This is a genomic window from Leifsonia sp. YAF41 (assembly GCF_052113185.1).
Lineage (GTDB): Bacteria > Actinomycetota > Actinomycetes > Actinomycetales > Microbacteriaceae > Cryobacterium.
Genome location: NZ_JBFRCS010000012.1, coordinates 16,011 through 36,337, shown reverse-complemented (window position 1 = coordinate 36,337; position 20,327 = coordinate 16,011). Strand labels below are relative to the sequence as shown.

The window sequence follows — 20,327 nt, the reverse complement described above, 5'->3', positions numbered from 1 at the left end:
ATTTCCTGAGTTGGCCACACAATCCCGGCGTCCGAGGGCTGGAACGACAAAAGCCCGGCACCACTTGCGTGGCGGCCGGGCTTCTGAGGTGGAACAGGTCGAACAGGTCAAGCAAGGTCGAACAAATCGAACAGTTCAAGCGAGGTCGAACAGGTCGAACTAGTCGAACTAGTCGAACTAGTCGAACTAGTCAAACAAGCGCGAGTTAGCGCACGTCGTCGTCGACCCAGTCCAGCGTCTTCGTGACCGCCTTCTTCCAGTTGCGCAGCAGACGCTCGCGCTCGGCAGCATCCATGTTGGGCTCCCAGCGGGCGTCTTCCTGCCAGTTCGCGCGCAGGTCGTCGAGGCCGTTCCAGAAGCCGACAGCGAGACCGGCCGCATAGGCCGCACCGAGCGCCGTCGTCTCGGCGACAACCGGACGCACTACCGGCACGTTCAGGATGTCTGCCTGGAACTGCAGCAACAGGTTGTTGGCTGTTGCGCCGCCGTCAACTTTGAGCTCCGTCAGCGGCACACCCGAGTCGGCGTTCACGGCATCCAGAACCTCGCGGGTCTGGAAGGCGATCGCCTCGAGGGCGGCACGGGCGATGTGCCCCTTGTTCACATAACGGGTCAGTCCGACGAGCGCGCCACGGGCGTCCGCACGCCAGTACGGCGCGAACAGGCCAGAGAACGCCGGCACGAAGTAGGCGCCACCGTTGTCGTCGACCGAGGCGGCCAGCGTCTCGATCTCTTCCGACGACCCGATCATGCCGAGGTTGTCACGCAACCACTGCACGAGCGAACCGGTGACGGCGATCGATCCCTCGAGCGCGTAGTGCACCGGCGCATCGCCGAGCTTGTAGCCGACCGTGGTGAGCAACCCGTTCTTCGAGTGGATGATCTCCTCACCCGTGTTGAAGATCAGGAAGTTGCCGGTGCCGTAGGTGTTCTTCGCCTCACCCTGGTCGAATGCAGCCTGACCGAAGGTCGCGGCCTGCTGGTCGCCCAGGATGCCGGCCACCGGCACCTCGCGCAGCAGGCTCGACCCGTGCACCGTGCCGTAGACCTCTGACGAGCTCTTGATGGTGGGGAGCATCGACTTCGGCACGTCAAACGCGGCGAGGATCTCGTCGTCCCATTCCAGGGTCTCCAAGTCCATGAACATCGTGCGGGACGCGTTGGTCACGTCGGTGACGTGCACGCCGCCCTCGATGCCGCCGGTGAGGTTCCAGAGCACCCACGAGTCGGTCGTGCCGAACAGCAGGTCGCCGGCTTCCGCCCGCGCCCTGGCACCCTCGACGTTCTCCAGGATCCAGACGATCTTGGTTCCCGAGAAGTAGGTGGCCAGGGGCAGGCCGACCTTCTGCTTGAAGCGCTCGACGCCGCCGTCGGCGGCCAGGCGGTCAACGATCGGCTGCGTGCGGGTGTCCTGCCAGACGATGGCGTTGTAGACAGCCTCACCGGTGTTCTTGTCCCAGACAACCGCAGTCTCACGCTGGTTGGTGATACCGACAGTTGCAATGTCGTGCCGCGTCAGATTTGCCTTGGACAGTGCCTGACCGATGACCTCGCGAACGTTATCCCAGATCTCCTTCGGGTTGTGTTCAACCCAACCGGCCTGCGGAAAGATCTGTTCATGTTCGAGCTGACCGGTCGAGATGATCGACCCGGCCTTGTCGAAAATGATCGCACGGCTGCTTGTCGTGCCCTGATCGATCGCGATGACGTAATCGCCCATAGGTAACTCCTTCGTTATGAATGCGGTACGGAACTAAAAGACGAGACGACAACCAGGCGTGGGGCGGATGCCCACGCCAGCGCCTACATGCCGAGGATCGGCAGCAACACCAGGGACGACCAGCCGGCAATCAAACCGCCGATGACCGGGCCGACAACCGGAACCCACGAGTAGGACCAGTCAGATCCGCCTTTGCCCTTGATCGGCAGGATGAAGTGCGCGATACGCGGGCCGAGGTCACGAGCCGGGTTGATGGCGTAACCGGTCGGGCCACCGATTGAGGTACCGATGACAAGCACGAGCAGGGCTACCGGCAAGGCACCGAGGGCAGCAAGTCCGCCCTCGCCCTGACGTCCGCCACCGAACGCGATCACCACGAACACCAGCACGAACGTGCCGATGATCTCAGTGACGAGGTTCCATCCGTAGGAACGGATGGCCGGGCCGGTGGAGAAGACGCCGAGCTTGTTTGCCGCTACCGGCTCTGCGTCGAAGTGCTGCTTGTATGCCAGCCAGACGACGACCGCACCAAGGATGGCACCGACGAATTCGGCTGCGATGTAGGCCAGCGTCGAGCCCACGTTGATGGGGACTTGCGCTGCACCACCGAAATTGTCAGCACCTGACGCGATGACGCCAAGCACAACAGCGGGGTTCAGGTAGGCACCTGAGTTGTAGGCGGCGATCACACCGGTGAAGACTGCGAAGCCCCATCCGATGGTGACCATGAGGAACCCGCCGCCGAGTCCCTTCGTCTTGGCCAGAGCGACGTTGGCGACGACGCCACAGCCGAGCAGCACGAGGAGGGCGGTTCCCACGACCTCCGACAGAAATGCAACACCGAGATTGTCCACTTTGACCTTTTTTCCTTAGGAGTGAGAAGAGTCACACTTTCGTGATTCTTGTGAAACCGTATCGGCTCCGCCTCACCCTAATAGGGGGATTTCTTTGCACATTTGTGCAACGTTTGGCGACCAATGGCGCACAGAACGCGTGCCGGCGCTGCCCAGGAGGCTCACCGGGCACGCACCGACGGCGCACCGGACACGCACCGGAGACTTTCACGACGCCTCCGGCGCACGCGCTTAGGCGCTGGCGAGGGCTTCCTGGCGGTGCGGGGCCAGCATGACGCCGTGGACGTCGGCGAGCTCATCGACGGTCGCAGCGATCTCGGCGTTGAACCGCGCGTCATCCCAGCCGAGCACCGGTGCGACGAGTCCCGCGATCTCGGTGAGCAGTTCGAGGCTCAGACCGCCGACAAAGGCCATGCTCGTGCGGCGAAGCAGTACGTCAACCAGGTGCACCACCGACTCCGTGGCCGCCAAGTACTCGATCTCGCGGCGTGAGTAGTCGGCGTTGTGGCGCAGCGGCGCGTCGGGTTCTTCGACGATCCACCCGATCACATCGGAAGCGCGGGTGCCGTAGCGGGCCAGCAGGGTCGTGGCGCGAGGCACACCCACCTCGTCGCCGTGTGCGGTCACCCACACCTGGTGCGCGGCATCCGTGGTCGGGAAACCCTTGCCGCCACCGATGGCGAGGCCTTCGGTCGAGACGACGCGAGGGAGGTTCAGCAGAGTCAGGATGTCACCGCTCAGGTGCTCGGCGAGGGCGCGGAACGTGGTCCACTTGCCGCCGACCAGGCTGAGCAGCGTGCCGGCGCGAGCGCCGAGCGGACGGGACTCGATGCGGTAGTCGCGGGAGACGAACCCCGGGGCTTCGTCGTCGTGGCGCGGCAACGGGCGCACGCCGGAGAAGCGGTAGACGATGTCGGAACGGTCGACGGCCACCTGTGGGAAAACGTGCGCGACGAGTTCGAAGAAGTAGTCGACCTCGGCTTCGGTGCAGCGGATGGGCTGGGTCATGTCGTGCTCGAGATCGGTGGTTCCGACCAGCACGCGCCCCTTGAGCGGGTAGATCAGCACGATACGTCCGTCGCTGTGCTCGAAGAAGATCTCGCGGCCGCCGGTCGCGGCGAGCAGTGCCGGGTTGTCGAGCACGATGTGCGAGCCCTTGGTGCCGCCCATGAACGCGCTGGCCTCGCCGAGCGCCTGGTTGGTGAGGTCGGTCCAGGGGCCGCTCGTGTTCACCACCACGTCGGCGGCGAAGCTGAACTCCTCGCCGGTGACCGTGTCGCGCAGGCGCACGCCGTCGGCGTCCATACCGACTGCCTCGACGTAGTTGGCCGCGCGGGCGTGCGGGCCCGCGTCGAGACCGTCGCGCAGCACGTCGAGCGCCAGACGCTCGGGATCGTGCATCGATGCGTCGTAGTAGGTGGCCGTGTACTTGAGGGACGGGTTCAACTCGGGAAGCTGGCGCAGCGACTCCTTCGCACCCCGGAACTCGTGACGCGGCACACTCCCACCGTCGCGCGAGAAGGAATCGTAGAGACCGAGGCCGAGCTTGATCAGCAGCGCCCCGCGCTCCTGCGGCTTGCCCTGCTTGTGGGTGAGAAAGCGCAGGGGCGCAGACAGCACGCCAGAGAAGGTCGAGAAGATCGGCACCGTGGTCTTCAACGGCTTGACGTAGTGCGGGGCGATCTTGATCAGAGAGTTGCGTTCTTCCACCGACTCCTTGACCAGGCGGAACTCGCCGTTTTCGAGGTAGCGGATGCCGCCGTGAATCATGTGCGACGACGCGGCGGATGCGCCGGACACGTAGTCGCCGCGGTCGACGATCGTCACGTCGACGCCCTGGAGGGCCAGGTCACGGAATGTCGCGATCCCGTTGATCCCGGCGCCGATGACGAGCACCTGGGCGTTCGGGCGCTCCGTGAGAGCTGACGTTGTAATTGACCTTGGCGTGACGTTTGAAGACTTCACGGACTCACCTCTACTGTCGTGTCGGCTTGCAGCGGGGCGAGCCGTGTGTATAAATACAGCTTGAACAATCCGTCACAAACGGTCAAGCTGGGTGAACATACGTGCAAGGAGCCGAAATGGGCCAGACAGACGATGAGATGCAGTCGGATCGCACCCGCGATGCGCTCACTGCCGCACATCTTTACTACATGCAGGACCTGACGATGGATGCCATCGCCCGGGAGCTCCACACCTCGCGATCCTCGATTTCGCGCCTTCTCAGCCATGCTCGGGCCAGTGGTTTGGTGGACATCCAGATCCACTCCCCCCTCGATGCGCCGAGTCGGTTGGAGAAGACGATCCTCGATCGTTTTCAAGTCGCCGCCCACGTCGTCCCCGTGCCGGATCACGTCAGCGACGTCGACAGATTGGAGAGAGTCGCCCTCTCGGTTGCACGAATTCTCGGTCAGTATTTCGACTCGAACATGACGATGGGCGTCGCCTGGGGGTCGACGGTCAGCGCCATCAGCCGGCACCTGACCCCGAAACAGACCCACAACTCGCAGATCGTGCAGTTGAACGGAGCCGGAAATATGCGCACGACGGGCATCGGCTACGCGAGCGAGATTCTGCGCCGATTCGGCGATGCGTTCGGCGCTCATGTCCAGCAGTTTCCGGTTCCCGCCTTCTTCGATGACCCGGCGACCAAGAACGCCCTCTGGCGCGAGCGCACGGTGAGCCGTCTTCTCGAAATTCAGGCACATATGGATGTCGCATTGTTCGGACTCGGTTCGACGTTCTCCGAAGTGCCGAGCCACGTCTATGCGGGCGGCTACCTCGATCAGAAAGACTACGAATCTCTGAGCGCCTCTGGCGTGGTGGGCGACGTGGCGACGGTGTTCTTCCGTGCCGACGGGAGCTCCGACGGCATTCCGCTCAACGATCGCAGCAGCGGACTCGACTTCGACGTCTTGCGACGCACCCCGCGCCGCATCTGCGTCGTGTCGGGCATCTCCAAACTCGAAAGCCTGCGTGGCGCCTTGGCCGCCAATCTGATCACCGACCTCTTCGTCGACGAGGGAACCGCGCGCGCGCTCGTCTCCGGCTAGGGAACACCGCTTTCCGTGACGCGGGAATACTCCGCGCGCCGCCGCGTTGAGCTATAACTGAAGATAAGAAACGTGCTCCGGGGTCGGTGTGAATCCGAACCGGCGGTGAAAGTCCGCGAGCCGCGTCATCTGATCAGTGCAAGCTGAACAAGTGACACGGTTGAGCTGGTGAAATTCCAGCACCGACGGTTAAAGTCCGGATGGGAGGCGCACGAGTCGAGAGGTCCCTGCGACCTGTCGACGGGTTTCGTCAACGCTCGACGCCCAAAATCCCCCGGAGATTCGTTACCGAAACGAATGAGGGCGATATGGCGGAGCAGTCCGATCTCGAAGCTGCCATGCGGCGCGCGCTGGAGTTGGCGGCCCAAGGCCCGGCTCGAGGTGTGAACCCTCAGGTCGGCTGTGTCATCCTCGATGACGACGGGCAGCAGATTGCCGAAGGCTGGCACCGCGGCGCCGGCACAGCACACGCCGAGGTCGACGCGCTCTCGAGGCTCTCCCCCGGCGCCGCCCACGGCGCGACCGCCGTCGTCACCCTCGAACCCTGCAACCACACCGGTCGCACCGGCCCCTGCGCCCAAGCACTCATTGACGCCGGCATCGCCCGTGTCGTCTACGCCGTGTCCGATCCGGGTGACGCCTCGGCCGGCGGCGCCAAGCGTTTGCGCGCGGCCGGCGTCGACGTGCAGGCCGGTCTCCTCGCGGATGACGCGACCGCGTTGATCGCGGACTGGCTGGCGGCCGCATGGCTGGGTCGCCCGGTCATCACATTGAAATGGGCATCGAGTCTCGACGGACGGGCCGCGGCCGACGACGGCAGCAGCCAGTGGATCACCGGGCCGGATGCCCGAGCCGACGTTCATCGCCGCCGTGCCGCGTCCGACGCAATCATCGTCGGAACGGGCACAGTCCTCGCCGACGACCCGTCGTTGACCGCTCGGGATGCCGCCGGCGAGTTGCTGAGCGAGCAGCCGGTTCCCGTCGTGATCGGCACACGCCCCGTTCCGAACAGCGCGGCGCTTCACCGCCATCCGCATGCGCCGCTGTTCTTCCCGACCAGTGATCTGAATGCGGTCGTGCGCGACCTGCATGCGCGCGGCATCCGTCACGCCTTCGTCGAGGGCGGCCCGACGCTGGCCAGTGCGTTCGAAGCTGCCGGCCTCGTCGACCGCTACCTCATCTATCTCGCGCCGACCCTGCTCGGTGGCGGCCGCACCGCCCTCGGCGACATCGGTGTCGGCAGCATCTCCCAGCAGCACCGCCTCACCGTCGACAGTATTGAACGCCTCGGCGACGACCTTCTCGTCGTTGCCAGTCCAAAACCAGCCAGTCCAGAATCAGCCAGACCAGAGAATAGGAACTGACATGTTCACCGGAATCATCGAGGAACTCGGCCGCATTGAACGGGTGGAACGCAGCGCCGACGCGGTGCGGCTGACCATCCGCGGCCCCCTCGCCGTCACCGGCGCCGGGCACGGCGACTCGATCGCGGTCAGCGGCGTCTGCCTCACCGTCGTCGATCAAACGCCCGACAGCTTCACCGCCGATGTGATGGAACAGACCCTGCGCATGTCAACGCTCGACGCCGCGGTCGTCGGGTCGGCGGTGAACCTCGAACGGGCCGCCCTGGTCGGCGACCGCCTCGGCGGACACATTGTGCAGGGACACATCGACGGCACGAGCACATTGCTCGCCGTCACTCCAGGTGAGGCCTGGCGCGTATTGCGATTCAGCCTCGACCCGGCTCTGGCCCGACTCGTCGTCGACAAGGGCTCGATCGCCGTCGACGGGGTGTCGCTGACGGTGAGCAACATCAGCGACGCCGCGGAGTCCGACCAGTGGTTCGAGGTGTCGTTGATTCCTGAAACCCTCACCGCGACCACTCTCGGCGAGCGCGTGGTCGGAGACCAGGTCAATATTGAAACAGACATCGTCGCCCGACATGTCGAGCGCATCCTGTCGCTCTCCTCTCCTGCGCTCGCCCCGACGCTCTCCTCAGCACCGTCCCCGTCAGCCACGCCCTCCACGCAGAATGAAGCAAGGAACGCATCATGAGTCTCTCCGACATTCCCACCGCCATTGCCGCGCTGCGGCTCGGCAAACCGATCATCGTCGCCGACGACGAAGGTCGTGAGAACGAAGGTGACGTGATCATCTCGGCCGAGCTCGCCACGCAGGAGTGGCTGGCCTGGATGGTGCGGGTCACCTCCGGATTCATCTGCGCGCCGCTGACGAACGAGCTCGCCGACAAGCTCGCGCTGCCGGAGATGGTCACCGCCAACGAGGATGCCCGCGGCACCAATTACACGATCAGCGTCGATGCCGCCGATCGCACCAGCACCGGGATCAGCGCCTCCGACCGCGCGCACACGCTGCGCGTTTTGGCCGACCCCACGTCGACGCCGGCCAGCCTGCACCGGCCCGGTCACATCCTGCCGCTCCGCGCCGTCGACGGCGGTGTGCGCGAACGCAACGGTCACACCGAGGCTGCGGTCGATCTGATGAAGCTCGCCGGGCTCAGCCCGGTCGGCGCGATCTGCGAGATCGTCGCCGACGACGGCGAGATGATGCGCCTGCCCGGTTTGCTCGAAATGGGTGAGCGGGAGAACCTCCCGGTGATCACGATCGCCGCCCTGATCGACTACCTGCAGGAGTTCCACTGCGACACTCCGCTCGAAGCGGCAACGCCGATCGAAGAATCGCCCCGGGTCGATTTCGAGGTCGAGACGACAGTGCCGACGACTCACGGGTCGGTCAAGATTCGTGCCTACCGGGACCGGATGACCGGCGCCGACCATGTCGCCCTCGTCTCCGGGACTCCCGTCGACGGCGCTCTCGTACGGGTGCATTCCGAGTGCCTGACCGGTGAAGCGTTCGGGTCATTGAAATGCGAGTGCGGGCCGCAGCTCGATGCCGCGCTCGACACGATTGAGACCGAGGGCGGGATCGTGATCTACCTGCGTGGGCATGAGGGTCGCGGCATCGGCCTGATCAACAAGCTGCGTGCCTACAAGCTGCAGGAGGAGGGCCTCGACACCCTCGACGCGAACGTCGCCCTCGGCCTGCCGATCGACGCCCGCGACTACACCGCGGCGACGGCCATCCTGCACCAGATGGGCATCTCCTCGATTCGGCTGCTCACCAACAACCCCGAGAAGGTGCGCCAGCTCGAAGCCCACGGCATTGAGATCGCCGAGCGGGTCCCCCTGATCGTCGGCGTCGACTCGCACAACGAGGGTTACCTCAACGTCAAACGTGACCGGATGGGTCACGACATCGCAGCAGAAGTTTTGAAGGGAAACGCATCATGAGCGGAGCAGGCTCCCCCACCATCGAGGTTGACGGCACAGGCCTCACCATCGTCATCGTCGCCGGCCAGTGGCACGACGTGATCAGCGACGGGTTGATCGCCGGGGCGAGCCGGGTGCTCGAGGCCTCCGGTGCCAGCTACTCGCTCGTGCGCGTGCCGGGCAGTTTCGAACTGCCCGTCGTGTGCAAGGCCGCGCTCGAGAACGGCGCCGACGCGGTGGTCGCACTCGGCGTGATCATCCGCGGCGGAACACCGCACTTCGAGTACGTGTCGGCTGCGGCGACGGATGGCCTCACCCGAGTGGCGCTGGACACCGGCAAGCCCGTCGGCTTCGGGTTGCTCACCCTCGACGATGAACAGCAGGGGCTCGACCGTGCCGGTCTACCCGGGTCGAAGGAAGACAAGGGCGAGGAGGCGGCAACGGCTGCGTTGGAGACCGCGCGCGTGTTGGCGGGGTTGCGCGGGTAGTTGTTAAAGAGAATGAGCCGATCTCTGAACGCGGGTTGCGTTTGGAGATCGGCTCACTTGGTCTCGAGACACGGGCTCGCTTCGCTCGCTCGCCCTCGACCACCGAGAGTCTGTTTGGTTACGGCTTCCAGACCATCAGCACGACGACGGCGACGAGAAGCAGCGCTGCAACGCCACTGCCGGCGGCGATCGCCGGGTAGCTGGCGCGACCGGCCGAGGAATCCGCACTCGGGGTGGCCTCGATTGCTTCGGCGGCCTTGCGCATCGTCGGCACGACGAGGAACACGCTGAGCGCGAGCGCCACGACGTAGAGAATGATCGACCAGAGAACCCACGGGGTGGTGATCGAGAGGTCGTACTTCTCGTCGGCCATACCCATGACCCCGAACCCGAACACAACCACCAGCAGCGACAGCCAGCTGAACAGGTTGGTGGACTTCGCCAGCATGGCGACCTGGCCGGCGTTGCCGGCACGAACGGCGCGCATGGCGCTCATGGGGAGAATGGCCATCGGGCCGACAATAAAGACAGCTCCGACAACGTGCAGGATGCTCATGACAGTTTCCATAGTGCCCACACTAGCGAGGAGTCAACGCCGCAGACAGGAGGCGCGCGCCGTCTCCCCCGATGTGGGGGCATAGGCTAGTTCATGGACGCCATAAGCTGCCAGCCCCATTTCTGCCGAGCCGACCGCTGACCTTTCCGCCTGAACGGCGTACACCGGTGTGGCCGATTTCCGCCTGATCGAAAGCGCCGCACTTTCATGTCATCATCCACAGCATCCGCCCCACTGGCCACGTCGGCGACGCCGGCGAATCCACGTAACCGTGTCATTCTCGCCAGCCTCATCGGCACGACGATCGAGTTCTACGACTTCTACGTCTATGCCACCGCGGCGGTTCTCGTCTTTCCGCACCTCTTCTTTCCGACCGGAAACCCGACGACGGCGCTGCTCGCGTCGTTCGCCGTCTTCGGCGCGGCCATGGTCGCGCGTCCGCTCGGCGCAGTCTTCTTCGGCCACCTCGGCGACCGGGTCGGCCGCAAGACCACGCTCGTTGCCGCGTTGCTCACCATGGGAATCGCAACCTTCCTGATCGGCTTGCTGCCGACCTACGCGCTGATCGGCTGGTTCGCGCCGCTGCTTCTCGTGCTGCTGCGTCTGGCGCAGGGCTTCGCGCTCGGCGGGGAGTGGAGCGGCGCCGCCCTCGTGGCGACCGAGAACGCCCCGGCCGGCAAGCGTGCCCGATTCGGCACCTACCCGCAATTGGGTGCGCCGATCGGCTTCATCATCGCCAATGGGCTGTTCCTGATCATCGCGGCGATTCTTCCGTCCGATGACCCCACCCGCCCCTCCGACGCCTTCCTCGACTGGGGCTGGCGCATCCCGTTCCTGTTCTCCGCCGTCATGGTCATCGTCGGCCTCTGGGTGCGTCTGCGCTTGGTCGAGAGCGACGCGTTCACGAAGACGGCGTCGGCCGGCAAGCTCGTCAAGATGCCGCTCGCGATCGTGTTCAAGCTGCACTGGCGCAAGCTCATCCTGGGCACCTTCTTCATGCTCGCCACCTATGTGCTCTTCTACCTGATGACCACGTTCTCGCTCAGCTATGGCCGCGCTCCCGAGAGCCCCACCGAGCCGGGAGTGCTGCCGGGCCTCGGCTACAGCTACACCACCTTCGTCCTGATGCTCATCGCCGGCGTGCTGTTCTTCGGTGCGTTCACCTGGCTGTCGGGCCCGTGGGCCGATAAGTTCGGCCGTCGCAAGACGCTGATCTGGGTCACCACCGGAATCATCGTGTTCGGTCTGATCTGGGTTCCGTTGCTCGGCGCCGGGTTCGCCGGCGTGATGCTGTGGCTGGTCATCGGCTTCAGCCTGATGGGCATGACGTTCGGGCCGATGGGCGCGTTGCTGCCCGAGCTGTTCCCGACCAATGTGCGCTACACGGGTTCCGGCATCTCGTACAACGTCAGCTCGATCCTCGGCGCGGCAGTCGCACCGTTCATCGCCGTCTGGCTCTGGACCCTCGGCGACGGCAGCCCGTTCTTGGTCGGCGTGTATCTCGCGATCATGGGCGCGATCACCCTCGTGGCGTTGCTGCTGAGCAAGGAAACGAAAGACATCGACATCGACCGCTAGTTCGGCGAGTTCGTGAAGGCCGTGCCGCGCATCCGTCATCGGATGCCGGCGCGGCCTTCATGCGCCCCGGGTGTGGCGTTCTCTGGCGTGGGCTCACCCGCCAGGCGCGGTTTCTTACGCGCGCCAGCGGGGATACCGCGCGCCCCGGCCGACCACGGGACACCCGGAGGCGAACCTACGCCCGCGCCACAGCGGTTAAGCTCGTTTAGTGAGCACCTCCACCAGTTCGTCACGCACGTCAACTCCCACCGCTGAGACATCCGTCGGGTCATCCGCCGGACCCTCCACCCGCGCCAAGCCCGCCGCACAGCGCCCCTCCGGGCGTTCACGGTTTGGACGCCGCGGAGCCGAACAAGTCGGCCCGCGCGCCAGCTTCAAGCAACTGCTGCCCTACCTGCTCGAGCACAAGAAGGTGCTCAGCGTGGTCATCGTTTTGAGCGTGATCGGGGCGGCCGCGAGCCTCGCCCAGCCGATTCTGGTCAGCCAAGTCATCGAGGTGGTGCAGGCGGGACATACGCTCGGCTCGCTGGTCTGGGCGCTCATCGCCCTGGTGGTCATCTCCGGCGTGATCAGTGGCTATCAGCACTACCTGCTCCAGCGCACTGGCGAGGGGGTCGTGCTGTCCAGCCGCCGCCGACTTGTCGCACGGATGCTGCACCTGCCGATTTCGGAGTTCGACACGCGTCGCACCGGTGATCTGGTCTCCCGTGTCGGTTCCGACACGACGCTGCTGCGCGCCGTGCTCACCCAGGGACTCGTCGACTCGGTCGGCGGCGCGCTCACCTTTGTGGGCGCCCTCATCGCCATGCTCATCATCGACCCGGTGATGCTCGGACTCACCGCGCTCGTGATCGCCATCTCCATCGTGGCCGTGACCCTGCTGTCGCAGCGCATCCGAACGGCCAGCCACGCGGCTCAGGCCAAGGTCGGCGACCTGGCCGCCAGCGTCGAGCGCGCGATCAGCGCCGTGCGCACCGTGCGCGCCGCCAACGCGACAGAGCGCGAGATCGCAATCGTCGAAAAGGATGCCGAAGGCGCCTGGCGCATGGGCATCAAGGTCGCGAAGATCTCGGCTCTCGTTGTTCCGATCGCCGGGATCGCCATGCAGGTGTCGCTCCTCGTCGTGCTCGGGGTCGGTGGCTTCCGCGTCGCCAGCGGAGCGATCACCGTCGCCGACCTGGTTGCGTTCATTCTCTTCTTGTTCATGATGATCATGCCGCTCGGCACCGCCTTTGGCGCCCTCACCTCCRTGAACTCGGCGCTCGGCGCACTCGGCCGCATTGAAGAGATCATCGCTCTGCCGTCGGAAGACCAGTTCGACCGCGACATCGCTCCGCTTGCGATCACCGTCGGAGCGGCCAACGAATTGGTGAACCCCGAATCTGCGGCGATCGAATTCGAGGATGTGCACTTCGGCTATGCCGCGGCCGTCGCCTCGGTCGATGCCGAGGCCGAGGTGACAAAGCGGTCCTCTCCGGAAGCGARGGCTGCCGCGGCCGCAGCCACAGTGGCGGCTGAAGCAGCCGAGGCGTCCGCCTCCCGTGAGCCCGTTCTGCACGGCGTCTCATTCAGTGCGCCGCGCGGGCTCCGCACCGCGCTCGTCGGCCCGTCGGGCGCCGGCAAGAGCACGATTCTCGCGCTGATCGAACGTTTCTATGACCCGACCGGCGGCGTCGTGAAGCTCGGCGGCCTGGACATCCGTTCACTCGATCGCACCGCGCTGCGCTCGCAGATCGGGTACGTCGAGCAGGATGCCCCGGTGTTGGCCGGCACCATCCGCGACAATCTGACGCTGGCCACTCCGGATGCCACAGACGAGGAATGCATCGCGGTGCTGCACGCCGTCAACCTGACTGAGGTGCTCGAGCGCGACCCGGCCGGGCTCAGCGCCGCCGTCGGCGAAGACGGTGTCATGCTCTCCGGCGGCGAGCGTCAGCGTCTCGCCATCGCGCGGGCGCTGCTGGCCGCCCCGCCCATCCTGCTGCTCGACGAATCGACGTCGAGCCTCGACGGCGTCAACGAGCAGAAGATGCGCGAGGCGATCGACGCCGTTGCGGCAGACCGCACGCTCATCGTGATCGCGCACCGCCTCTCCACGGTTGTCGACTCCGACCAGATCGTGGTGCTCGACCATGGTCAGGTCGTCGGAACCGGCACCCACTCCGAGCTCGTCGCGTCGACGCCGCTCTACCGCGATCTGGCGAAGCACCAGCTGCTGGTCTAATCGCGCGAGACTCAGGTGACGCTGACGCTGATTCGGTGCCAGCCGGTCGCCCCATCGGGGGCGGGCGGCGCTTCCGCGCTGGTCTGGGTATAGCCGGAGGCGTCGGTCGCCCGCACCTCGATCGTGTGGTCGCCGGCGGATGCATCCCAGTCGAGCACCCATTGCCGCCACGTGTCGGCGGAGACCGAATCGGCCAACCGTGCCGGCTGCCAGCTGCCACCGTCGACGCGCACCTCGACACGGTCGATGCCGGTGTGCTGGGCCCACGCGACTCCCGCGACGGCCGTGCGGCCCGCAGACAGGGCGGCACCGCTTCGGGGCGTGTCGATCCGTGATTGGGTCTTGATCGGGCCGCGGGCCGACCAGCCTTTGTCGGTCCAGTACCCGGTCTCGTCGGCGAATCGAGTCACCTTCAGCTCCACGACCCATTTGGTCGCCGACACGTATCCGTAGAGTCCCGGTACGACCTTACGCACCGGGAATCCGTGCTCCAGCGGCAGCGGCTTGCCGTTCATCCCGACGGCCAGCAGGGCATCCGTGCCCGGATCGAGAAGCACGTCGAGGGGTGAGCCGGCTGTCCAGCCGTCCGCGCTGCGGGAGAGCACCATGTCGGCGCCGCCGGTCGGCCCGGCGCGCTTCAGGATCTCGCGGATCGGATAGCCGAGCCAGGCCGCGTTGCCGATCAGATCGCCGCCCACCTCGTTCGAGACGCAGGCCAGGGTCACCATGTGCTCGGCCAGTGGCAGCGCGAGCAGGTCGGCAAAGCTCAGCGTTACTTCGCGATCGACCATCCCCACCACGCGCAGCTGCCAGTCGTCGGGGTTCACCGCCGGCACCTGCAACGCCGTGTCGATGCGGTAGAACTGGCCATTGGGCGTGACATACGTCGCCAGCCCCGGCACGTCGAGTTCGGCACCCGCTGGAACCGGCGGAGCAGCGACCGCAGGTTTCGGCAGGCGCAGGGCCTCGCGCACCCCGCTCACCGCGGAATTCGCGGCGTTGCTCAGCTGGGAGCCAACACCCACGATCAAGGCGGCAACGGCGCCCAGTCCGGCGAACGTGAGAAACGACCGCCGATCAACGCCTGCTGCCGCGGACGCCCGCTCTCCCTCCCCCTGGCTTCCCCGCCACCGTCGCAGTCGGGCGATCGACTGCCGCAGCACCCAGATGCCGACCGCTGCACCGAGGGCCGTTGGCAGCGCCCAGACGATGGATGCCGACGGCCGGGTCACGACCGCCAGCGCCGCAATCGCTGCCACGGCAACCAGCGCAATCGTCCCTACCGGCGGCCTCTCGAACTCGGCCACCCCGGTGAACAGAGCGAGCACGACCAGGAACACCCCGAGGCAGATGAACAGCACGAGTTTGTCGGACGTGCCAAACAGACTGATTATCCACGTCTTGAAACCGGGCGGCGAGAGGTCGACGATCCAGCCGCCGACTGCAAAGAGCGGGCTACTGGCCGGGGCGACGAACAGCGACGCGAATTCAGCGAGGGCAAGGGTGACGACGGCGCTGAGAAGCCCGCAGGCCGCGGCCAGCCAGCGCCACTTGTTCACATGCACTCGCGTTGAGGACACGGCACCAGACTACGCCCCGGGGCATCGGCGCGACCGGGCTGTCGCCTCGCCACCGCGGTGAGGTGCCGACTTGGTGCTAGTTGCGCGCTCTTCGCACGAGCACAAGCTGGCACCTCACGGTCATCGGACCGCGCGCGCGAAGCGCAAGGTGAGTAATTGGAACGGGCGCAGCTCCAGGATGAACGCCGCCGGATCAGCCGGGTCGACGGCGAGCGACGCCCGCGCCTCGGCGACCGGGCGCTCCAACAGGTCGGTCTCCGTGACATCCGTGGCCTCGAAATGACGGATGACCGTGGCACGCGCCCGCGACCCGTGCGCCTCGTAGATCCGCACGATCAGGTCCCCGCTGCGGTCCTCGGCCAGTTTGACCGCCTCGACCACGACCGCCGGGTTGTCGACGGAGAGGAGCGGTTCGATCGCGGTGCCGGCCACCCCACTGACGGTGCGGACCGGCAGGTTCAGCCGGTAGCCCTCCGCGATCGCGTCGGGGATTGCGGCCCCCGCCCGCAGCGCGACCCGAAATTCGTGGCGCCCCTGGTCGGCGTCGGGGTCGGGATAGAGCGGTGCCCGCAGCAACGACAGGCGCACGACGGTGCCGACCGAGCCGGCCTCATCCGTCGCCCGACCGATCGAGTGCCCGTAGGTTGAGTCGTTCGCGATTGCCACGCCGTAGCCCGGCTCGCCGACGTGCACCCAGCGATGCGCGACGGTTTCGTAGCGGGCGGCATCCCACGACGTGTTCGTGTGCGTCGGCCGAAACACATGCCCGAACTGAATTTCGGAGGCCGCCCGCTCGGCCTGCAGGTCGAGTGGGAACGCGAGCTTGAGCAGCTTCTGGCGTTCGTGCCAGTCGACCGAGAGAGCGAAGTCGAGCGTGGGTGAATCGGCGTCGAGAGTGATCTCCTCGGTGACCGTGGAGGCTCCGAAGGAACGCGTGATCCGCACACCGACCGAGCCGGGTGCTGCCGTCTCATCGATGATCTCGACGCTGTCGGCGCGCGTCAGGTCGGCCACAACATGCGTGTAGCTCGCGTCGAGGTCCCAGGCATCCCACTGGTTCGGGATGTCCCGGTAGACCTGCAGCAGATTCCCGTGACCGCCGGCCGGGATCAGCTCGCGGTCGGCGCCGAGGTCGCGCAGTGAGACGAGCAACCCGTTGGCGTCGATCGTCGCGACGACTCGCGCGTTGGCAAGCACGATCCCCGCCGCCGTGCGGGTGACGGAGGCGCTCCCCCGAGCGCCCCCCGTCCCCATTCCCCCCGAAATGCCACCGATCTGCCCCCCGAGCCCAGGTGCCCCTTGCACCGTATATGGCCCAGCATTCAGCAGCACCGAGTGATCGCCCGCTCCCACCAGCGTGCGCACCGCCGTCTCGATCGTCTCCCCCAACATCGTGGCGACGGCGGCATAGTTGCGCTCGGCTTCACGATGCACCCACGCGATCGAGGAACCGGGCAGGATGTCGTGGAACTGCTGAAGCAGCACCGTGTGCCAGGCCTCCTCAAGCGCCTCATACGGGTACGGCGCCCCCGAGCGCACCGCCGCGGTGGTCGCCCACAGTTCGGCCTCCCGCAACAGATGTTCGCTCCGACGATTGCCCTGCTTCGTGCGCGCCTGCGACGTGTAGGTGCCGCGGTGGAACTCGAGATAGAGCTCCCCCGACCAGACCGGCGGCTTCGGATACTCCGCCTCGGCGGCTTCGAAGAACCGGTGCGGGTTCGACAGCTCCACGGTCGGCGATCCCTCAAGCGACGCGGTGCGCCGTGCGGCGGCGATCATCTCCGCGGTCGGCCCTCCCCCGCCGTCCCCCCAGCCGAAGGGAATCAGCGAGGTGTTCGCCATCCCCTTTTCGGAGAAGAGACGCTCGGCACGGGCGAGTTCGGCACCGGACAACTGCGCGTTGTAGTCGGCGACCGGAGGAAAGTGGGTGAAGATCCGGGTCCCGTCGAGGCCCTCCCAGAGGAACGTGTGGTGCGGGAACACGTTGGTGTCATTCCAGGAGATCTTCTGGGTGAGAAACCAGCGCGCGCCGGCCGCACGGGCGATCTGCGGCAACGCCGCTGAGTAGCCGAACGAGTCGGGAAGCCAGACATCGAGCGGTTCAACGCCGAATTCTTCGAGAAAGAATCGTTTGCCCGCGACGAATTGGCGCACCAGCGCCTCGCCGCCCGGCAGATTGGTGTCCGATTCCACCCACATCCCACCGACCGGCACGAAGTTGCCCGCCGCGACGGCCTGACGCACCCGCTCAAACAGCTCGGGATAGAACTGTTTGAGCCACGCGTATTGCTGGGCCGACGACGCCGCGAACACGAAATCCGGGTTCTCCTCGATCAGACTGAGCACGTTCGAGAAGGTGCGCGCGACCTTGCGCACGGTCTCGCGCACCGGCCAGAGCCAGGCGCTGTCGATGTGCGCATGCCCGACCGCGTGCAACCGGTGGGCGCTGGCGTTCGCGGGGCGAGCCAGAACCTCGGCGAGTGCCTGACGTCCCGCCGAGGCGGTCCCTGGGACATCATCGGGGTCGATGGCATCCAGGCTGCGCTCCAGCGCGCGCAGAATCTCGGCTCGCCGGGGAGTCGTCGTGGGCAGCTCGTGCAGCAGGCCGTTCAGCGTCCAGATGTCCTGCTCAAGTTCCCAGACCGCGACGTCTCGGCGAACGACATCGGCTTGACGAAACGTGTAGGTGGGCCCGATTCCGGCTGTCGCTTTGTCGCCGAGCGGCGTCGGGGCGAAACTCCAGTTGCCGGCGAGGTCGGGGTTGGACGCCGCCTCGACATAGATGTCAATCGACTCGCCTGGCGCGCCGACGATCGGAACCCGACGGTTCTTCGACTCGATGGCCTTGATGATGGTTCCATCGGACTGGTACGCGGTGCCCTCAACCTGGAAGCCGGGCGCCACACCGTTGAACCCGAGATCAATGACCAGCTCGACCCGCACAGCCTGATCCACATTCCAGTCGGCGGGAACAGTGCCCCTCAGATGAAACCAGGTCGTCCCCCACGGAGCCCCCCAGCTCGTTCCCACTGAGAACGGTTCGAACGGCTGCTGCACCGCCTCGCTGAACGGCACCGGCTCATCCGGAACCTCCCAGGCGCTGATCGTCAGCCCCACAGCCTCGCGATACATCGCTGATTGCAGCCGTTCGCGAACGAATCGATCGATTCGCGCGTGAACCAGCGCGCTGTCGTCGTGCATGGCGTCTCGCCTCCTACCCTTTGATTGCGCCGGACATGGTGAAGGATCCGCCCATACCGCGCGAGACCAACACATAAAGCAGTATGACCGGCACGGAATACAGCACTGAGAATGCCGCGAGCTGGCCATAGGCGACGGCCCCGTACTGGCCGAAGAAGCTGTAGATGCTCACGGCTGCCGGCTGCTTGCTCGGCGAGAGAAGCAGCACGAACGGAACGAAGAAGTTGCCCCAGGACTGGATGAACACGAAGATGAACACCACTCCGAGTCCCGGTCGCATCAACGGAACGACAATCTGTCGGAGCGCCTTCATCGCACTCGCCCCGTCGACCCAGGCCGCCTCTTCGAGGCTCACCGGCACCGAGTCCATGAAGTTCTTGGTCATCCAGATCGCCATCGGCAGCGCGGTCGCCGCCATGAAGAGCACCGTCGCCGGCATCGAATCCAGCAGGCTGAGCCGAACGAACAGGCTGTAGACCGGCACCATGATCGCCGTGATCGGCAAGCAGGTGCCGAACAGGATGGCGTACATGAAGCTCGTGTTGAATCGCATCGAATAGCGAGAGAGCGGGTAGGCGGCGAGCACGGATGCGATGACCGTCACGATCGCGGTGCCTCCTGACAGCAGCAGGCTGTTCCAGAGCGGCAGAAACGTCAGTTCAGGGGTGAGTACCGCACGAAAGTTGGCCAGCGAGAATTCCTCGGGAATCTGCGTCTGGTAGCTGGCCTGTTCGTCGAGGGAGGCGAGAATCAGCCAGCCCAACGGCAACAGAAAACAGAGCGCGATCACAACGAGCACTCCGTTGGCCAGCAGCGCCGAGACCGCCTTGCGCGGCGAGGCAACGGATGTCCGCCCCGGGCGCTGCGCCAGAGCGACGGGCAGTCCCGTCGAGTCTGCGTTCGTGGGAAGAAGAGTGGTGGACATCCGTCAGTCCCTTCCCGGGCGGAGTGCGCGCACGTAGATGAGAGAGAAGACCGCCCCGATGATCAGCATCACGGTGGCGATCGCGGTGCCGTATCCAATGTCGCTGAACCGGAACGCCTGCACATACGCCATCAGCGGAAGGGTCATGCTCTGGTTGCTCGGTCCGCCGGCGGTCATCACCCAAATGAGGGTGAACACGGCCAAAGTCTGCAACGTGATGAGCATGAGGTTCGTCGCGATGCTCTTGTTGATCATCGGGATGGTGATCAGCACCAGCCGTTTGACACCGCCGGCGCCGTCGATCATCGCCGCCTCGGTGATCTCGGTCGGCACATCGTTCAAGGCGGCACGGTAGACCATCATCGAAAAAGCCGTGCCGCGCCACGTGTTGGCGAGCACGATCGCGAGCATCGGAAGACTGAACAACCAATTGGGACCGGTCATGCCGACGGATGCCAGCACCTGGTTGAGCGTCCCATCCTCGCTGAAATACGCGTAGGCGACGAATGCCGCCACGATCTCGGGAAGCACCCAGGCGGCGACGACGACGGTGCCGACAATCCCACTCAGCACGCGGTTTGCCTTGTTCATCGCGAGGGCGATCCCGAGACCCAGAACGTTTTGCCCGATTACCGCCGACGCGAGAACGAACACCACCGTAAGCCAGAGTGACAGCGGAAAAAGTGGATCCTGCAGCAGCTTGACGTAGTTGTCGAGTCCGATCCAGGCGGGATCCTTCGCGTTGGGCCCGGTCAGTGCCGCATTCGTGAACGAACCGTAGAACGACCACACCACCGGCCCGAGCAGAAAGACGGCCAAGAGCAGCACAGCCGGGAGGAGCGGGGCCAGCCGCACCAG

At 65.7% G+C, this 20,327-nt stretch carries 15 protein-coding genes and 1 riboswitch; of the genes, 7 read left to right on the top strand and 8 right to left on the bottom strand.

Features of this window, described 5'->3' with window-relative positions; genetic code table 11:
- Positions 1–205: 205 nt before the first annotated feature.
- The 3 genes from glpK to AB4Y63_RS14410 form a co-directional block, all read right to left on the bottom strand.
- On the bottom strand, positions 206–1,720 hold the full coding sequence (gene glpK / locus AB4Y63_RS14420; protein ID WP_441791756.1) for a glycerol kinase GlpK: 1,515 nt from the start codon (positions 1,718–1,720) through the stop codon (positions 206–208).
- Positions 1,721–1,803: 83 nt separating this feature from the next.
- Positions 1,804–2,574 carry an MIP/aquaporin family protein gene (locus AB4Y63_RS14415; protein ID WP_441791755.1) on the bottom strand — a complete coding sequence of 257 codons (771 nt, stop codon included), beginning with the start codon at positions 2,572–2,574 and terminating at the stop codon, positions 1,804–1,806.
- A 231-nt stretch (positions 2,575–2,805) separates the two neighbouring features.
- Positions 2,806–4,539 carry a glycerol-3-phosphate dehydrogenase/oxidase gene (locus tag AB4Y63_RS14410; RefSeq protein ID WP_441791754.1) on the bottom strand — a complete coding sequence of 578 codons (1,734 nt, stop codon included), beginning with the start codon at positions 4,537–4,539 and terminating at the stop codon, positions 2,806–2,808.
- A 116-nt stretch (positions 4,540–4,655) separates the two neighbouring features.
- Here AB4Y63_RS14410 and AB4Y63_RS14405 point away from each other — a divergent pair, with 116 nt between their 5' ends.
- The 5 genes from AB4Y63_RS14405 to ribH all read left to right on the top strand — a co-directional run bounded on the left by AB4Y63_RS14405 (position 4,656) and on the right by ribH (position 9,405).
- Positions 4,656–5,627 carry a sugar-binding transcriptional regulator gene (locus tag AB4Y63_RS14405; RefSeq protein WP_441791753.1) on the top strand — a complete coding sequence of 324 codons (972 nt, stop codon included), beginning with the start codon at positions 4,656–4,658 and terminating at the stop codon, positions 5,625–5,627.
- Positions 5,628–5,696: 69 nt separating this feature from the next.
- A riboswitch (FMN riboswitch) is annotated at positions 5,697–5,843 on the top strand.
- A gap of 92 nt (positions 5,844–5,935) precedes the next feature.
- Positions 5,936–6,991, top strand: a complete 1,056-nt coding sequence (gene ribD / locus AB4Y63_RS14400) for a bifunctional diaminohydroxyphosphoribosylaminopyrimidine deaminase/5-amino-6-(5-phosphoribosylamino)uracil reductase RibD (RefSeq protein ID WP_441791752.1) — start codon at positions 5,936–5,938, stop codon at positions 6,989–6,991.
- 1 nt (position 6,992) lies between these two features.
- Entirely contained in the window at positions 6,993–7,682 is a 690-nt protein-coding gene (locus AB4Y63_RS14395) for a riboflavin synthase (RefSeq protein WP_441791751.1), read from the top strand.
- Positions 7,679–8,938 carry a GTP cyclohydrolase II gene (gene ribA / locus AB4Y63_RS14390; RefSeq protein WP_441791750.1) on the top strand — a complete coding sequence of 420 codons (1,260 nt, stop codon included), beginning with the start codon at positions 7,679–7,681 and terminating at the stop codon, positions 8,936–8,938. The genes AB4Y63_RS14395 and ribA overlap by 4 nt, the downstream gene beginning before the upstream one ends.
- Entirely contained in the window at positions 8,935–9,405 is a 471-nt protein-coding gene (ribH, locus tag AB4Y63_RS14385) for a 6,7-dimethyl-8-ribityllumazine synthase (protein ID WP_441791749.1), read from the top strand. Before ribA ends, ribH begins: the two co-directional genes overlap by 4 nt.
- A 118-nt stretch (positions 9,406–9,523) precedes the next feature.
- On the opposite strand, the gene AB4Y63_RS14380 is transcribed toward ribH, so the two are convergent.
- Complete coding sequence (locus AB4Y63_RS14380) at positions 9,524–9,973, bottom strand: DUF2269 family protein (RefSeq protein WP_441791748.1); 450 nt, start codon at positions 9,971–9,973, stop codon at positions 9,524–9,526.
- Between the two features lie 195 nt (positions 9,974–10,168).
- Here AB4Y63_RS14380 and AB4Y63_RS14375 point away from each other — a divergent pair, with 195 nt between their 5' ends.
- Both AB4Y63_RS14375 and AB4Y63_RS14370 read left to right on the top strand, forming a co-directional pair.
- On the top strand, positions 10,169–11,539 hold the full coding sequence (locus AB4Y63_RS14375) for an MFS transporter (RefSeq protein WP_441791747.1): 1,371 nt from the start codon (positions 10,169–10,171) through the stop codon (positions 11,537–11,539).
- Positions 11,540–11,747: 208 nt separating this feature from the next.
- Entirely contained in the window at positions 11,748–13,763 is a 2,016-nt protein-coding gene (locus tag AB4Y63_RS14370; protein WP_441791746.1) for an ABC transporter ATP-binding protein, read from the top strand.
- Between the two features lie 11 nt (positions 13,764–13,774).
- Here the strand turns inward: AB4Y63_RS14370 and AB4Y63_RS14365 are convergent, their stop codons facing one another.
- The 4 genes from AB4Y63_RS14365 to AB4Y63_RS14350 all read right to left on the bottom strand — a co-directional run bounded on the left by AB4Y63_RS14365 (position 13,775) and on the right by AB4Y63_RS14350 (position 20,327).
- Positions 13,775–15,343: a molybdopterin-dependent oxidoreductase gene (locus AB4Y63_RS14365; protein WP_441791745.1), complete on the bottom strand. Its 1,569-nt coding sequence runs from the start codon at positions 15,341–15,343 to the stop codon at positions 13,775–13,777.
- 120 nt (positions 15,344–15,463) lie between these two features.
- The gene (locus AB4Y63_RS14360) at positions 15,464–18,544 is read right to left on the bottom strand and encodes an alpha-mannosidase (RefSeq protein WP_441791744.1); all 3,081 of its coding nucleotides are present in this window, start codon (positions 18,542–18,544) and stop codon (positions 15,464–15,466) included.
- A 13-nt stretch (positions 18,545–18,557) separates the two neighbouring features.
- Positions 18,558–19,469 (bottom strand): carbohydrate ABC transporter permease, encoded by a 912-nt coding sequence (locus tag AB4Y63_RS14355; protein WP_441791743.1) that lies wholly within the window; start codon positions 19,467–19,469, stop codon positions 18,558–18,560.
- Between the two features lie 3 nt (positions 19,470–19,472).
- On the bottom strand, positions 19,473–20,327 hold the full coding sequence (locus tag AB4Y63_RS14350) for a carbohydrate ABC transporter permease (protein ID WP_441791842.1): 855 nt from the start codon (positions 20,325–20,327) through the stop codon (positions 19,473–19,475).

Excerpts from the sequence above, each read along its gene's own strand:
- glpK (WP_441791756.1), bottom strand. The coding sequence starts at position 1,720 with ATGGGCGATTACGTCATCGCGATCGATCAGGGCACGACAAGCAGCCGT.
- AB4Y63_RS14405 (WP_441791753.1), top strand. The coding sequence starts at position 4,656 with ATGGGCCAGACAGACGATGAGATGCAGTCGGATCGCACCCGCGATGCG.
- ribD (WP_441791752.1), top strand. The coding sequence starts at position 5,936 with ATGGCGGAGCAGTCCGATCTCGAAGCTGCCATGCGGCGCGCGCTGGAG.
- AB4Y63_RS14395 (WP_441791751.1), top strand. The coding sequence starts at position 6,993 with ATGTTCACCGGAATCATCGAGGAACTCGGCCGCATTGAACGGGTGGAA.
- ribA (WP_441791750.1), top strand. The coding sequence starts at position 7,679 with ATGAGTCTCTCCGACATTCCCACCGCCATTGCCGCGCTGCGGCTCGGC.
- ribH (WP_441791749.1), top strand. The coding sequence starts at position 8,935 with ATGAGCGGAGCAGGCTCCCCCACCATCGAGGTTGACGGCACAGGCCTC.
- AB4Y63_RS14380 (WP_441791748.1), bottom strand. The coding sequence starts at position 9,973 with ATGGAAACTGTCATGAGCATCCTGCACGTTGTCGGAGCTGTCTTTATT.
- AB4Y63_RS14375 (WP_441791747.1), top strand. The coding sequence starts at position 10,169 with ATGTCATCATCCACAGCATCCGCCCCACTGGCCACGTCGGCGACGCCG.
- AB4Y63_RS14360 (WP_441791744.1), bottom strand. The coding sequence starts at position 18,544 with ATGCACGACGACAGCGCGCTGGTTCACGCGCGAATCGATCGATTCGTT.
- AB4Y63_RS14355 (WP_441791743.1), bottom strand. The coding sequence starts at position 19,469 with ATGTCCACCACTCTTCTTCCCACGAACGCAGACTCGACGGGACTGCCC.